The sequence below is a fragment of the Streptomyces microflavus genome, assembly GCF_014650075.1.
Lineage (GTDB): Bacteria > Actinomycetota > Actinomycetes > Streptomycetales > Streptomycetaceae > Streptomyces > Streptomyces microflavus.
The window spans coordinates 108,698-122,979 of sequence record NZ_BMUG01000011.1; the positions used below are offsets into that span (position 1 = coordinate 108,698).

Sequence of the window (14,282 nt, forward strand, 5' to 3'; positions counted from 1 at the left end):
GGTCCCGCCGGCTCCACCAGGCCGTCGGGCACCCGGTCCGCGCCGGTCAGGTCAGCAGGCCCGCCAGCCCCTCCGCCCGGGCCAGCGCCTCCAGCTCGTCCAGGGCGCGGGCCGCCGCCCCGGCCGCCCCGGGATCGCGTCCGGCCAGGCCGCTCGCCTCGAACTCGTCCTCGTCGAGCCGCAGTACGGAGGAGCCGTCCGCCGACACCCACAGGTCCAGGTCGAGATCCTCGACCGCCAGTACCCCGTCGGCCAGGACCGCGGGCCGGGTGATGTCGCAGTACCAGCCCTTCAGCTCGCCGTCACCGGTACGGACCTCCTTCACCGCGAACCACCGGTCCCGCCAGTAGTGCTCGGTGAGGACATCACCCGGCTCGAACCGGACGAAGCCGAAGTCCCGCACCCCGGGCGCGGCCCACGGCGCCCGGACGGTGACGCGGGTGCCGTCGTCGCGGACCAGCTCCGCCGGATACCTGATCTTGGTGCGGCCCGCCTTGGTCAGGGCGACGACCAAGCCCTTGGACCGGGGAGCACGGGGCTCAGCCGAGGGTGCGGGCATGGCGGACCTCCGTGGCGCAGACCGTGTAGCCGAACGCCTTGTTGATGGCCAGCATCGGGCCGTTGCCGGTGTCGTTGGCGGTGTAGGCGTCCGTGTATCCGGCCGCCCGAGCCCGGTGCAGCGAGTCGTTCTTCGCCAGCTTCGCCAGACCCCGCCCCCGGAACGCCCGGAGGGTGCCGGTCATGTTGCTGGAGTACGTCCGGCTCCCGTCGGTGCCCGCCGCGCTGAACGCGGCCACCCGGCCGTCCACCAGGACCACCGTGGTGAGAGCTGCGTCGAAGGTGGGGTGGCGCCAGGTGTTCGTCAGCCAGTCCTCGTAGTCGTCCAGCTCGGTGGGTACGTCGGTCGGCTCGTCCGGCGTCACCTCGGCGTCGGCCTCGAAGAGCGGCCGGGGATCGTCGGCGAAGTCGGCCCCCGATCTCAGCTCCACGCCCGCCGGGGCCTCCTGGAGCGGCGGCAGGGACGCGCCCGCCAGATCCAGGTGCTGGAAGTGGGCGGAGCGGCCCGGCCGGTAGCCCCGGCCCCGGGCGAACTCCAGGCTCTGAGGCGTGTCCAGCACCCAGGCGTGCACGACCGCGGCCCCCGCCTGCGCGAGGTGCTCCTCCGCCGTGCTCAGCAGCAGGGAGCCCGCCCCGCGACCGGTGTGGCCGGGCAGGACGTGCGGGGTGCAGGATCCCTGCCCCGGCTCCGTGCTCTCGTGGGCGATCTGGGCCTGCGCGGTTCCGATGACCTCGCCGTCCCGCTCGGCCACCAGCAGCCGGTAGTGCCGGTCCGGATGGGCATGGGCCAGATCGTGGGTGACCTGCTCGGGGGTGGACACCAGATAGGGGACCGCGGCTCGCCGGACGCGGGTCCACGCCTGGGCGTCGGATGGCCGGAAATCCCGCACAATCACTGTCATGCGGCGGAGGTTACGCGCGGCCCTGCCGCGATCGCCTCCCCTTTTTCCGCCCGCGGGGGGAGAATCGGTCCGTGACTGAGAAGATCGTCCTGGACCCGGACTCCGGCATCGCCCCGTACGAGCAACTGCGCACCCAGCTCTCCGAACTGGCCCGCTCCGGCGTGCTCCCGGTCGGGCACCGGCTCCCGACCGTACGGGGCTTCGCCGAGGAGCTGGGCCTCGCCGCCAACACCGTGGCCAAGGCCTACCGCGCGCTGGAGGCCGACGGTGTGATCGAGACCCGGGGGCGGAACGGGACCTTCGTCGCGGCCGCCGGGGGAGCGGCCGAGCAGAAGGCCGCCGCCGCCGCGCAGAGCTACGCGGAGGCCGCCCAGCGGCTCGGGCTGCCCCGGGACCGGGCGCTGTCGCTCGCCCAGGACGCGGTCCGGGCCGCGTACGCGCGCTGACCCAACAGGCCCCACGGGCTACGGCCCCCACCCGTCCGCATGAGGCCCCCACCGCCCTACAGATACAGCCCCGCGTCCGCCCCCGCGTCCTGCTTCGGCACCGACGCGGGGCCGATCCCCCGGCGCAGCGCGTACAGCTCCGCGAGCGAGCTGCCCTCCCGGCTCACGCCCTCCTCCGTACCCAGCCAGGCCACCGACTCCTGGCGGGTCAGCGGGCCCACCTCGATCCGGGCCAGGCAGCGCCCCGGCCGGACCACCGCCGGATGCAGTCGCTCCAGGTCCTCGTTGGTGGTGACCCCCACCAGCACATTCCGGCCCTGGCCGAGCAGACCGTCCGTCAGGTTCAGCAGCCGGGACAGGGCCTGCCCCGCGGTGTGCTTGGCCTCGCCGCGGATCAGCTCGTCGCAGTCCTCCAGGAGCAGCAGCCGCCACCGGCCCTTCGCCGTGCCGTCGTCCTCACCGATCGCGATGTCCATCAGATAGCCGACGTCGTTGAAGAGCCGCTCCGGATCCAGCACGCAGTCGACCTGGCACCAGTCGCGCCAGGACCGGGCCAGGGTGCGGAGTGCGGACGTCTTCCCGGTGCCGGGCGGGCCGTGCAGCAGGAGCAGCCGGCCCGCGATGTCGTCCGGGGTGACCTTCATCAGCCGGTCCATGGCGTCGGCCACCGGGGCGGTGTAGTTGGGGCGGACCTCGTCCCAGCTGCCGGCGGTGATCCGCCGGGTGGTGCGGTAGGGGCCGCGGCGCGGGGAGACGTACCAGAAGCCCATGGTCACGTTGTCGGGCTGCGGCTCCGGCTCGTCCTGGGCGCCGTCGGTCGCCTCCCCGAGGACCTTCTCCGCCAGCTCGGGGCTGGTCGCGGTGACCGTGACGTCCGCGCCCCGGTTCCACCGGGAGACCAGCAGGGTCCAGCCGTCGCCCTCGGCCAGCGTGGCGCTGCGGTCGTCGTCGCGGGCGGCCCGCAGCACCGCGGCGTGCGGGGGCAGCAGGGTCGCCCCGGCCTTGACCCGGTCGAGGGAGGAGCTGTGGGAGTACGGCTGCTCGCCCGTCGCGAAGCGGCCGAGGAAGAGCGCGTCGACGACGTCGGACGGGGAGTCGCTGTCGTCGACGGTGAGCCGGATCGGCAGAGCGGACTCGGGGTTGGCAGACATGGCGCCCATGATCCGGCACGGGGACACCCCGCGCACCCAGGTTTCACCGGTCCGGCGGGACGTGCGGCGGCTCGGCAGGCCGTCTCCGTACGCGCCGGAGGTGACGCTACGACACCGGCGCGTCAAGGCGCGCGCGTTGAACTCCGGAGGGCGGGCGGAAGCACTCAGGACCTATTTTTGGCATGAACACTTCCAGTGAGCCGGGTGCGCTGCTACTACGGAGTAACGCAGTTACCCCTGCTCAAGGAGTCCCCCCATGAAAATGTCCAGACTCGTGGCGTTCTCGTCCTCGCTCCTGCTCGGTGCCGCCCTCGCCCTGACCGGTGCGGGGATCGCGAACGCCGACTCGTCCGTCAAGGCCGTCGACTACGTCGCGCTCGGCGACTCGTACTCCTCCGGCGTCGGAGCCGGCAGCTACGACAGTGCCAGCGGCGACTGCAAGCGCAGCACCCGCGCCTTCCCCAGGCTCTGGGCCAACGCCAACTCCCCCTCCAGCTTCGCCTTCACCGCCTGCTCCGGCGCCCGGACCAACGACGTCACCAGCGGTCAGCTCGGACCGCTCAACGCCTCCACCGAACTCGTCTCGATCTCCATCGGCGGCAATGACGCGGGCTTCGCCGACGTCATGACGACCTGTGTCCTGCAGTCCGAGTCCACCTGCCTCAGCCGCATCGCCACCGCCCGCGCCTACGTCGACTCGACCCTGCCCGGCCGGCTCGACTCCGTGTACAACGCCATCAAGGCCAAGGCCCCCTCCGCCCGGGTCGTCGTCCTCGGCTACCCCCGCTTCTACCAGCTGGGCGGCAGCTGCGTGGCCGGCCTCAGCGAGCGGGAGCGCACCGCCATCAACGGCGCCTCCGACTACCTGAACGCGGCCACCGCCAAGCGCGCCGCCGACCACGGCTTCGCCTTCGGTGACGTCAGGACGACCTTCACCGGTCACGAGATCTGCTCGGGCAACTCCTGGTTGCACAGCGTGAACTGGCTCAACATCGGCGAGTCCTACCACCCCACCGCCGCCGGACAGTCGGGCGGCTATCTGCCCGTCTTCAATTCCGCTGCCTGACAGGTGAGTTGAGCGGCGAACCGTCCGCCTGTGCGGGAGGCCCCGGCCCCGGGGCCTCCCGTTCCGTCGAACAAACCATCCGAACTGTCCGAACTCGCCCTGGAATCGGGCGGATTCGGTAACAGGTCGTCAACCTCCGTATGTGTGTGCTCGATCCCGCGGGCGGGATACCCGTGTGTCACCGTGGGGCGATAGGGTTAACCTGCCCGGACCGGGTGCCCTCGTACGGGTGGGGAGTGACATGGAACAGATAACGATGCGGAGCAGGCCGCGGGTGCCTGCCATCACATGCGGGAGCGGTGCGACCAGTACGCGCCTCGACCGCCATCTCGCGGTGCTCGGCGGCCCTGTCGTCCCGCAGCGCGAGTCGGCGGAAGCGACGCTGCTGATGCGCGAGCTGACCTCGCGTGATGCCGCGCACACCCGCCGGAGCAGGAGCGCCCGTGTGTCGCTCTTCGCCCCGCTGCGGCGACTGCGGCGCTCGCTCTTCGGCAGCCGCCGCTGACCGACGCCACATCGACCACTGGGCCGGCCCACCGCTCGGGAGAGGGACGGCTCAGGCGATCACCCCGTCCCGGCGCAGCACCGATGTCTGCTCGTCCGTCATCCCCAGGGCTCGCAGCAGCTCATCGGTGTGTTCACCCAGCGCCGGTACGGCACCCATCGAAGGCTCCGCCCCGCCCGGCAGTGTGATCGGCGGCAGCAGCGCCCGCAACGGCCCGACCGGTGACTCCACTTCCCGCCACCGGTCCCGCGCCGCGAGCTGCGGGTGCGCCGCCACATCGGCGACCGTGTTCAGCCGGGCGCAGGCGATCCCCGCCGCGTCCAGCGCGTCGAGCGCCTCCCGGCCCGTCAGCCGCGCCAGCGCCCGCCCCACCACCTCGTCGGTCCGCTCCCGGTTCGCGGTGCGCGCGGTGTTCGTCGCGAAGTCCGGATCGTCGGCCAACTCGGGTCGTACGAGAACCTGTTCGGCCAGCCGCCGCCACTCCCGGTCGTTCTGCACCGAGAGCAGGACCTGTTCGCCGTCGGCCGTGCCGTAGGCGTCGTACGGCGCGATCACCGAGTGCGCGAGCCCGGTACGCGGCGGGGGAGCGGCCCCGTGCATCCCCTGGTGCAGCGGATGCCCCATCCACTCGGCCAGCGCGTCCAGCATGGAGACCTCCACCGGCCCGCCCCGGCCGGTCGTACCCCGCCGCAGCAGCGCCGCCAGCACCCCGGAGAACGCGTACATGGCCGCCGCGATGTCCGCCGCCGGGATGCCCGCCTTCACCGGCTGCTCGGCGGTCCCGGTGACGGAGACCAGGCCCGCTTCGCACTGCACGAGCATGTCGTAGGCCCGCTTGTGCGCGTACGGTCCGCTCTCCCCGTAGCCGGAGATGTCCACGGCCACCAGCCGCGGGTGCGCCGCGCAGAGCGTGGCGGCGTCCAGCCCGAGCCGGGCCGCGGCGCCCTGGGCCAGGTTCTGCACGAACACATCCGCCCCGGCGACGAGTTCACGCACCACCGCCAGGCCGCGCGGGTCCTTCAGATCGACGGCGAGGGACTCCTTGCCCCGGTTGCACCAGACGAAGTGCGAGGCGAGACCGCGGGCCGCCGTGTCGTACCCGCGCGCGAAGTCGCCGCCGTCCGGGCGCTCCACCTTGATGACCCTGGCCCCGAGGTCGGCGAGCTGCCGGGTGGCGAAGGGGGCGGCGACCGCCTGTTCGACGGCCACCACGGTGATGCCGTCGAGGGGGAGTGGCTGAGTGCTCATGGCCCGTGCTTACCCTGCCGACCGGGCCCTTCGCCACCTCCCACCCCCACAGGAAGGCTGTCCGCCCACTCTCACAGCAACGCGAATTGCCCCTCCGGTCCCTCCTCCTGGTGGCCGAGGACCGAGGCGGGAAGCCGTACGGAGCCCGGAACCGGCAGCACCCCGGCCGCCCGCAGCTCGTCCCGGGAGATCAGGGGCACCTCGGCCCGCTCCAGCCGGGCCCGCAGCGCCTCCTGCCGGGGCCGCAGCCCGTCCAGGAGTGCCAGTACGGAGATGAGCTCCAGCAGCTCCGAGGTCCACTCCGGGGTCCACCCGCGCGCCCCGACCGCGTCGAGCCCGTCTGCGTCCGCCCCCTCGGGGACCGCGCCCACCGCTGCCGCCGCCCGGCGTTCGAACCAGAGCTCCAGCACCCGTACGCCGCTCACCGTGAACTCCCAGGCCCCCGCGGGCACCGGCGAGATCCGGCCATCGCCGATGACCAGGGCCTCGGCCTGCGCGTCGTACACGATCCCGGCGGGCCGGGCCGGGAGCGCCGCCCGCACGTAGGGCCTGCGCCCGCCCGGCAGCCGGGGCCGCTCGCCGCCCCGGGCCCCGCGCAGCTGCACCCGTACCAGCTCCCGGCCGAGCTCCACCCCGGCCGCCCACACCTCGGCGTCGGCAGGCAGCGGGACCCGGCAGCCGGACGGGGAGGGCAGGGCGGCGGCCGTGATCCAGGCCAGTACGGACCCGGGCGCCACCTCCGGCCCCAGCCGCGCACGCAGTACGTCGAGCAGACCGGGTGCCAGGTTGGGGTCGGTGGCGTCGGGCCGCCGGTACAGCGGCCGGATCCGGCCCGCGCGCCCGGCGGGGGAGTGCCCGTCGGGGAGCAGGTGGGTCACCGACAGCGTGGGCCCGGTGGCCTGGGGCACGTAACCGTGTTCGACCGTGAAGAGCTGCCGCTCGTCGCCGACCCGCCACAGCTCCGGGCGGGCCGCGTCGATCAGCCGGTGGTCGGGGAGCAGCCACTGCTCGTCGAAGGGGCCGTGCAGGATCCGTACGGGGTCGGGGCAGGCGCCCGGTTCGCGGGCGAAGCGGCCGGTGCCGGTGGACCGGCCGGGCAGCGCGGCGACCGGGGTGTCGGGCGTACGGGAGCGGCTCGGGCGGAACAGCCGCTCCTGCTCGGCGCCCTCGGCGGCGGCCAGCCGCTCCCAGCGGGCGCGGAGCGCGGTGGGATCGGGGCCCATCACCCAGGAGCGGCCGGTTCTCAGCGGCCGCACCGACCACGGCATCAGCTCGTCCAGCGGCAAGGACTTCCCGTCCTCGCCGGATCCGGCCGCCGCCGTCCTGCGCGCTGCCACCGAGCCGTCCTCCCCAGTCCGCTCTCCGCCGGCCCTGTCCGCCATGACCCGTTCGCATCGTAACGGCGGGGGCAGGCGCCCCGTAGTGGGTGTCCCGGCGGGCGTCCTAGTGGGCCTCCACCGTCACCGAGAACGAGAACCGGTCGCCCCGGTAGCGGATCCGGGCCACATCCACCACGCGCCCCTCCTCGTCGTACGTCACGCCCGTGTAGTGCAGGATCGGGCTGAGCAGCGGGACCTGGAGGAGTTCGGCGGTGGCCGGGTCGGCGAGCCGGGCCTCCACCGTGTCGGTGATCCGGGAGATCCTGACCCCGACGACATCCCGCAGCACCTTGGTCATCGGCCACCGTTCGAGGTCGGCCACGTCGATCCGGGCAGCGATGTCGGGGCGTACCGCGTTCTCCGCCCAGTTGGTCGGCTCGTCGCTCTCGCCGTCGCGGCGCAGCCGCCGGTAGGTGACCACCTCGCCGCAGTCCGGGAAGAACTCCGCGAGATCGCCGGGCACCGGCACCGACCCGTGGCCGAGAACCGTCGTCGCCTCCCCGGACTGCTGGGCGACGATCGCGTCGACCGAGCCCAGCAGCCGGACCGGGGAGACCCGCCGGGCGCGCGGCTCGATGAACGTGCCGCGTCGCCGGTGCCTGCTGATCAGCCCCTCCGTCTCCAGCTCCTTGAGCGCCTGGCGCATCGTGAGCACGCTGACCCCGTAGTGCGCGGCGAGCTGCTCCTCGGTGGGCAGCCGGGGGGAGGCGTCCTGCGGACGGCCGAGTATGGAGGCCCGCAGGGACTGGGAGACCTGGTACCAGAGCGGCAGCTTCCGGTTGAGGACGAGCGAGTCGGGGGCGAAGGCGGGCGGGTGCGGCCGGCCCACCGGGTTCACCCCGGCCCCCGCGTCCCCGTCGGTCTCCGCCGCCCTGCCCCGCCCCGTCTCGGCAGTCCCCGCTTCGGCAGTCCCCGCCTCGGCCGTCGTCGTCTCATGGCTCTCTGTCACGTCGTCCCCGTCCCGTCCTCCGGGCCCCTCCGCCCGCCTTGTCCCTCTACGGCCGGAAGTTGCGGCTCAGACCCTGCCACACGTCGTCGTAGCCGCGCTGCAGATGGCCGGCGCCGGCCGCCTGCGGGGTCGCGATGATCGGCCAGCGGGTCTCGAACATGAAGGCCAGACCGTCCTCGATCTTCTGCGGCTTCAGCTCCGCCGCGCTCGCCCGGTCGAAGGTCTCGCGGTCCGGTCCGTGGGCCGACATCATGTTGTGCAGCGAGCCGCCGCCGGGGACGAAGCCCTCCGCCTTCGCGTCGTACGCGCCGTCGATCAGCCCCATGTACTCGCTCATCACGTTCCGGTGGAAGTAGGGAGGCCGGAACGTGTCCTCGCCGACCAGCCAGCGCGGCGCGAAGACGACGAAGTCGACACCGGCGAGGCCCGGGGTGTCGGACGGCGAGGTCAGCACCGTGAAGATCGAGGGGTCGGGGTGGTCGTAGCTGATCGTGCCGATGACGTTGAACCGGCGCAGGTCGTAGACGTACGGGGTGTGCGTGCCGTACCAGGCGACGACGTCGAGCGGGGAGTGGTCGTACGTGGCCGTCCAGAGGTTGCCGCAGTACTTGTTGATCACCTCCACCGGCCGGTCCTCGGTCTCGTACGCGGCGACGGGGGCCAGGAAGTCCCGGGCGTGCGCCAGGCCGTTGGCGCCGATCGGCCCGAGGTCCGGGAGCGCGAACGGGCGGCCGTAGTTCTCGCAGACGTACCCGCGTGCGGTCTCGTCCAGCAGCTCCACCCGGAAGCGGACGCCACGCGGGATCAGCGCGACATGGCCCGGTTCGGCGCGGAGCAGGCCCAGTTCGGTGCGGAGCAGCAGCCCGCCGCGCTCCGGGACGATCAGCAGCTCGCCGTCGGAGTCGCTGAACACCCGGTCGGTCATGGAGGAGTTGGCGTGGTAGAGGTGAACCGCCATGCCCGTGCGCTGGGTGGCGTCCCCGTTGCCGCCCAGGGTCCACAGCCCGCTGACGAAGTCCGTGCCGGGCGTGGGGTCGGGGAGCGGGTTCCAGCGGAGCCGGTTCGGGTCCGGCACGGTCTCGGTGAAGGGTGCCGTGCGCAGGCCGCCGTTGTCGGCCCGGGTGAAGGCCGGGTGGGCGGCGGAGGGGCGGATCCGGTAGAGCCAGGAGCGGCGGTTGTCCGCGCGGGGCTCGGTGAAGGCGGAGCCGCTCAGCTGCTCCGCGTAGAGCCCGAGGGGGGCGCGCTGGGGTGAGTTGCGGCCGTGCGGCAGCGCCCCCGGAACCGCCTCCGAGCTGTGCTCGTTGCCGAAACCGGAGGAGTACGTCAGCCCCTCCGCCGTCTTCCTCGCCTGCTCGATGCCGCTCATCCCGCACTCCCGGTGCCCATGAAGCCCTCGAATCCGCCGGACAACGAATCCTATGGGACACCGTAGGAATAGGAGGCGGGCGCGTCAACGGCATGGATCGCGCCATTCGGGGGGTTCCGGACGCCGATCCGGGGCGCGGGGTGGCTTCCGAGGGGCTTGCGGACGGCGCCCGGAAGGTCCACGGCATCATGGGTCCGTGCCCCACCCGAACCCGAACCTCCGCCGCGCCCCCGTGCAGCAGCGCAGCGCCGACCGGCTCGCCCGGATACTCGACGCCTGCGCCGGACTGCTCGACGAGACCGGTTACGAGCAGCTCTCCACCCGTGACGTCGCCCTGCGCGCCGAGGTGCCCATCGGCTCCGTCTACCGCTTCTTCTCCAACAAGCGGGCCCTGGTCGAAGCCCTCGCGCTGCGCAACCTGGACCTCTACGCCGAGCGCATCACCGCCCGGCTCGGCTCCCTCCCCGCCGACGACTGGCGCGGGGCCATCGACGCGGTGCTGGACGAGTACCTGGCGATGAAGCGGACCGTGCCCGGCTTCACCCTGGTCGACTTCGGGCCCCCGTCGCCCGCCGAGGAGGCGGCGGACGACGCCAACCGGCGCCTCGCGGGCCGGCTCGGCGAACTCCTCGCCGGACACCTCGGCCGCCACCCCGGCCCGGAGCTGCTGCGGGCCGTCCTGGTCAGCGTCGAGGCGGCGGACGCCCTGCTCCAGCTCGCCTTCCGTACGGACCCGGCGGGGGACCCGGCGATCGTCGCCGAGACCCGGACGCTGGTACGGGCGTACCTCGCGCAGATCCTGGACTGAGGGCGCCGGGGAGGGAAGGGGGCGGGGCCGGGTGCGTGGAGTGCTCGCCAAGTGCCGCCCTCCAGCGCCTCCCCGACATGCCTACCGGTCGGTATGCTCGCCGTGTCGTCAGCGTTGCCACCGCCGTCGCCCCGGGGAGGGCCCATGTCCCACGACTCCCGTACCGCACCGCGTATCTGCCCCCTCTGCGAAGCCACCTGCGGCCTCACCCTGACCATCGAGGGGACCACCGTCACGGGTGCGCGCGGCGACCGCGACGACATCTTCAGCCGGGGCTTCATCTGCCCCAAGGGGGCGTCCTTCGGGGGCCTGGACGGCGACCCCGACCGGCTGCGCGTCCCCCTCGTACGAGGAGAGGACGGGGAGCTGCGCGAGGCGACCTGGGACGAGGCGTTCGACCGGATCGCCGACCGCATACCGGCCCTGGCCGAGGCCCACGGCCCGCAGGCCGTCGGGGTGGTGCTCGGCAACCCCAACGTCCACACCATGGCGGGCTCCCTCTACCCGCCCCTGCTGCTCGCCGCCCTGCGCACCCGCAACGTGTTCACGGCGAGCACCCTGGACCAGATGCCCAAGCACGTCTCCAGCGGGCTGCTCTTCGGCGACGCGCACGCCATCCCCGTACCGGATCTCGACCGCACCGACCACCTCCTGCTGATCGGCGCCAACCCCCTGGAGTCCAACGGCAGCCTCTGCACCGCGCCCGACTTCCCCGGCCGGCTCAAGGCGCTGCGCCGGCGCGGTGGCACCCTCACCGTCATCGACCCGCGCCGCACCCGTACCGCCCGCCTCGCCGACCGGCATGTGGCGATCCGGCCGGGAGCCGATGCCCTGCTGCTCGCCGCGATGGCCCACGTCCTCCTTCAGGAGAAGCTCGCCGACCCCGGCCCGCTCGCCGAACACCTGGAGGGCGCGGACGAACTCGCCGCCGCCCTCGCCGGCTTCACCCCGGACGCGGTCGCCGCCGCCTGTGATGTGGACGCGGCCACCATCACCGCCCTCGCCCGGGAACTGGCCGCCGCCCCCACCGCCGCCGTCTACGCGCGGATCGGCAGCTGCACCGTCGAGCACGGCACCCTCGCCAGCTGGCTGGTGGACGTCCTCAACATCCTCACCGGCAACCTCGACCGCCCCGGCGGCGCGCTGTTCCCGCTCTCCGCCACGGCCCGCGCCCCACGCGCCGCCGCCCCCGGCAAGGGCTTCGCCCTGGGCCGCTGGGCGAGCCGGGTCTCCGGTCACCCCGAGGCCAAGGGTGAACTCCCCACCGCCGCTCTGGCCGAGGAGATCGAGACCCCGGGCGAGGGCCGCATCCGCGCCCTGGTCGTCCTCGCCGCCAACCCCGTCCTCTCCGCGCCCGACGGCGACCGGCTCGACGCGGCCCTCGCCGGCCGGCTCGACTTCATGGTCAGCGTCGACCCGTACCTCAACGAGACCTCCCGCCACGCGGATGTCGTCCTGCCCCCGCCGCCGCCCTCGCAGAGCGCCCACTTCGACTTCGCGTTCAACTCCTTCGCCGTGCACAACCAGGTCCGCTATACCCCGGCCCCCGTACCGCTGGAGGACGGCCGGATGGACGAGAGCGAGATCCACGCCCGGCTGATCCTCGCGGTGAGCGGGATGCACGGCGCCCCGCCCTCCGCCGTCGACGACCTCGCCATCACCACCGCGATCACCCGGGCCGGGGCCCCGAAGGAGCTGGCCGGCGAACTCACCGGGGAGAGCGGACCCGAACGCCGCCTCGACCTCATGCTGCGGCTCGGCCCGTACGGCCTGACGCTGGAGGAACTCCTCGCCCACCCGCACGGCATCGACCTCGGCCCGCTGAAGCCGCGCGTCCCGGAGATCCTGCGCACCCGCTCCGGTCGCATCGAACTGCTCCCCGCCGCGATCGCCGCCGACCTGCCCCGCCTGCGCCGGGCGCTGGGCGAGAGCCCCGCCCCGCTCGTGCTCGTCGGCCGCCGCCATCTGCGCTCCAACAACAGCTGGATGCACAACGTCGGTTCGCTCAGCGGCGGCTCCAACGTCTGCACCCTCCAGATCCACCCCGACGACGCGGCCCGGCTCGGGCTCGTGGACGGCGCCACGGTCCGGATCGAGTCGGCGGGCGGTGGGGTCGAGGCCCCCGCCGAGATCACGGACACCGTACGCAGCGGAGTGGTGAGCCTCCCGCACGGCTGGGGCCACAGCCGCCCCGGCACCCGCATGTCGGTGGCCGCCGCCCACCCCGGGGTGAACGTGAACCAGCTGCTCGACGGCACCCTCCTGGACCCGCTCTCCGGCACCGCCGTACTGAACGCCATTCCGGTTACGGTGACCCCGTCCCCGTAACCCTCTCCGTAACGCCACCGCGTTGACCTGGGGTTTTGCTCGTATTGCTCACGTGTCAACGTCTTGTTAACTCTTCGAGGGGGCCCCTAACGTCGTCCGGACCGACCGCCGAGACCGGTGGGAGTTCAAGGATGAACGTTAGGTATCCCCCATGCTGACAATCCTCGGCTTCGCCATGATCGCGACCTTCCTGGTCCTGATCATGACGAAGAAGATGTCGCCGATCGCGGCGCTGGTACTGATCCCCGCACTCTTCTGCGTCGCCGTCGGACAGGGGGCGAAGCTCGGCGACTACGTCATCGACGGCGTCGGCAACCTGGCGCCGACCGCCGCCATGCTGATGTTCGCCATCGTCTACTTCGGCGTGATGATCGACGTCGGCCTCTTCGACCCGATCGTCCGAGGCATTCTGCGGTTCTGCAAGGCGGACCCGATGCGGATCGTCGTCGGTACGGCGGTGCTCGCCGCGATCGTCTCCCTGGACGGCGACGGCTCCACCACCTTCATGATCACCGTCTCGGCGATGTATCCGCTCTACAAACGCCTCAAGATGAGCCTGGTCGTCATGACCGGTGTGGCGGCCACGGCGAACGGTGTCATGAACACCCTTCCCTGGGGCGGCCCCACCGCGCGTGCCGCGACCGCGCTCAAGCTGGACGCCTCCGAGATCTTCATCCCCATGATCCCGGCGCTCGCCGTCGGACTGCTCGCCGTCTTCCTGCTCTCGTACGTACTGGGCCTCCGCGAGCGCAAGCGCCTGGGCATGCTCACGCTGGACGAGGCGCTGGTACGGGAGCCGGAGCAGGAGACCGTCCTGGCCGGGGCGGGCGGGGGCGGGGAGGACCGTCTGCGGAAGGGCTCCGGCGGCTCGGGTTCGGCGGAAATCACGCAGGACGGTGACGGTGACGAGGACGACGAGGACTTCAAGGGCCTCGACCCCGACCGCTCCACCCTGCGGCCCAGGCTCTACTGGTTCAACGCCGGTCTCACCGTCGCCCTGCTGACCGCGATGATCATGCAGCTGATGCCGATCCCGGTGCTCTTCCTCCTCGGCGCCGCCCTGGCCCTCACCGTCAACTTCCCCCACATGCCCGACCAGCGGGCCCGGATCGCCGCCCACGCCGACAACGTCCTCAACGTCTCCGGCATGGTCTTCGCCGCCGCCGTCTTCACCGGCGTCCTCACCGGCACCGGTATGGTCGAGAACATGGCCGACTCGGTCGTCAGCGCCGTCCCCGACGCGATGGGCCCGCACATGGCCATCGTCACCGGGCTGCTCAGCCTGCCGCTCACCTACTTCATGTCCAACGACGGCTTCTACTTCGGCGTCGTCCCCGTCCTCGCCGAAGCCGGCGCTGCCCACGGCGTCTCCCCGCTGGAGATCGCCCGCGCCTCCCTGGCCGGCCAGGCCCTGCACATGTCCTCGCCGCTGGTCCCCGCCGTCTACGTCCTGGTCGGCATGGCCAAGGTCGAGTTCGGTGACCACACCCGGTTCACCGTCAAGTGGGCCGTGCTCACCTCGCTCGTGGTGCTCGGGGCGGGCATCCTCTTCGGCACGATCTGATGGGTGGCTTCT

General features: G+C 72.8%; 13 protein-coding genes. 6 read left to right on the forward strand and 7 right to left on the reverse strand.

The window, feature by feature from the left end; all coding sequences use genetic code 11:
- Positions 1–46: 46 nt before the first annotated feature.
- The gene (locus tag IE264_RS29185) at positions 47–559 is read right to left on the reverse strand and encodes a ribonuclease FAU-1 family protein (protein ID WP_032758304.1); all 513 of its coding nucleotides are present in this window, start codon (positions 557–559) and stop codon (positions 47–49) included.
- Entirely contained in the window at positions 540–1,460 is a 921-nt protein-coding gene (locus tag IE264_RS29190) for a GNAT family N-acetyltransferase (RefSeq protein WP_032758305.1), read from the reverse strand. Before IE264_RS29190 ends, IE264_RS29185 begins: the two co-directional genes overlap by 20 nt.
- Before the next feature lie 71 nt (positions 1,461–1,531).
- On the opposite strand from IE264_RS29190, the gene IE264_RS29195 reads away from it, so the two are divergent.
- Positions 1,532–1,906: a GntR family transcriptional regulator gene (locus tag IE264_RS29195; protein WP_015607600.1), complete on the forward strand. Its 375-nt coding sequence runs from the start codon at positions 1,532–1,534 to the stop codon at positions 1,904–1,906.
- A 56-nt stretch (positions 1,907–1,962) separates the two neighbouring features.
- Here IE264_RS29195 and IE264_RS29200 read toward each other — a convergent pair whose 3' ends face one another.
- Positions 1,963–3,057: a DUF5925 domain-containing protein gene (locus IE264_RS29200; protein WP_032758307.1), complete on the reverse strand. Its 1,095-nt coding sequence runs from the start codon at positions 3,055–3,057 to the stop codon at positions 1,963–1,965.
- A gap of 256 nt (positions 3,058–3,313) precedes the next feature.
- On the opposite strand from IE264_RS29200, the gene IE264_RS29205 reads away from it, so the two are divergent.
- Both IE264_RS29205 and IE264_RS29210 read left to right on the forward strand, forming a co-directional pair.
- Positions 3,314–4,123, forward strand: a complete 810-nt coding sequence (locus IE264_RS29205) for an SGNH/GDSL hydrolase family protein (RefSeq protein WP_032758308.1) — start codon at positions 3,314–3,316, stop codon at positions 4,121–4,123.
- Positions 4,124–4,364: 241 nt separating this feature from the next.
- A complete protein-coding gene (locus IE264_RS29210; protein WP_015607597.1) occupies positions 4,365–4,628 on the forward strand; it encodes a hypothetical protein in 264 nt (87 codons plus the stop codon).
- Positions 4,629–4,679: 51 nt separating this feature from the next.
- On the opposite strand, the gene IE264_RS29215 is transcribed toward IE264_RS29210, so the two are convergent.
- From IE264_RS29215 to hmgA, 4 genes are all read right to left on the reverse strand, one after another.
- Positions 4,680–5,876 (reverse strand): CaiB/BaiF CoA transferase family protein, encoded by a 1,197-nt coding sequence (locus IE264_RS29215; RefSeq protein ID WP_015607596.1) that lies wholly within the window; start codon positions 5,874–5,876, stop codon positions 4,680–4,682.
- Between the two features lie 71 nt (positions 5,877–5,947).
- Positions 5,948–7,213, reverse strand: coding sequence for a type ISP restriction/modification enzyme (locus tag IE264_RS29220; RefSeq protein WP_032758309.1), 1,266 nt, complete (start codon positions 7,211–7,213; stop codon positions 5,948–5,950).
- Between the two features lie 106 nt (positions 7,214–7,319).
- Positions 7,320–8,093 (reverse strand): GntR family transcriptional regulator, encoded by a 774-nt coding sequence (locus tag IE264_RS29225; RefSeq protein WP_032758310.1) that lies wholly within the window; start codon positions 8,091–8,093, stop codon positions 7,320–7,322.
- Positions 8,094–8,250: 157 nt separating this feature from the next.
- A complete protein-coding gene (gene hmgA / locus IE264_RS29230) occupies positions 8,251–9,570 on the reverse strand; it encodes a homogentisate 1,2-dioxygenase (RefSeq protein WP_032758311.1) in 1,320 nt (439 codons plus the stop codon).
- A 196-nt stretch (positions 9,571–9,766) separates the two neighbouring features.
- On the opposite strand from hmgA, the gene IE264_RS29235 reads away from it, so the two are divergent.
- The 3 genes from IE264_RS29235 to IE264_RS29245 all read left to right on the forward strand — a co-directional run bounded on the left by IE264_RS29235 (position 9,767) and on the right by IE264_RS29245 (position 14,270).
- Complete coding sequence (locus IE264_RS29235; protein ID WP_015607592.1) at positions 9,767–10,378, forward strand: TetR/AcrR family transcriptional regulator; 612 nt, start codon at positions 9,767–9,769, stop codon at positions 10,376–10,378.
- 144 nt (positions 10,379–10,522) lie between these two features.
- Complete coding sequence (locus IE264_RS29240) at positions 10,523–12,706, forward strand: molybdopterin oxidoreductase family protein (protein ID WP_032758312.1); 2,184 nt, start codon at positions 10,523–10,525, stop codon at positions 12,704–12,706.
- 151 nt (positions 12,707–12,857) lie between these two features.
- Positions 12,858–14,270 (forward strand): CitMHS family transporter, encoded by a 1,413-nt coding sequence (locus IE264_RS29245; protein WP_015607590.1) that lies wholly within the window; start codon positions 12,858–12,860, stop codon positions 14,268–14,270.
- Positions 14,271–14,282: the final 12 nt, after the last annotated feature.

Coding starts and splice junctions, on each gene's coding strand:
- IE264_RS29185 (WP_032758304.1), bottom strand. CDS start 559: ATGCCCGCACCCTCGGCTGAGCCCCGTGCTCCCCGGTCCAAGGGCTTG.
- IE264_RS29190 (WP_032758305.1), bottom strand. CDS start 1,460: ATGACAGTGATTGTGCGGGATTTCCGGCCATCCGACGCCCAGGCGTGG.
- IE264_RS29200 (WP_032758307.1), bottom strand. CDS start 3,057: ATGTCTGCCAACCCCGAGTCCGCTCTGCCGATCCGGCTCACCGTCGAC.
- IE264_RS29205 (WP_032758308.1), top strand. CDS start 3,314: ATGAAAATGTCCAGACTCGTGGCGTTCTCGTCCTCGCTCCTGCTCGGT.
- IE264_RS29210 (WP_015607597.1), top strand. CDS start 4,365: ATGGAACAGATAACGATGCGGAGCAGGCCGCGGGTGCCTGCCATCACA.
- IE264_RS29215 (WP_015607596.1), bottom strand. CDS start 5,876: ATGAGCACTCAGCCACTCCCCCTCGACGGCATCACCGTGGTGGCCGTC.
- hmgA (WP_032758311.1), bottom strand. CDS start 9,570: ATGAGCGGCATCGAGCAGGCGAGGAAGACGGCGGAGGGGCTGACGTAC.
- IE264_RS29240 (WP_032758312.1), top strand. CDS start 10,523: ATGTCCCACGACTCCCGTACCGCACCGCGTATCTGCCCCCTCTGCGAA.
- IE264_RS29245 (WP_015607590.1), top strand. CDS start 12,858: ATGCTGACAATCCTCGGCTTCGCCATGATCGCGACCTTCCTGGTCCTG.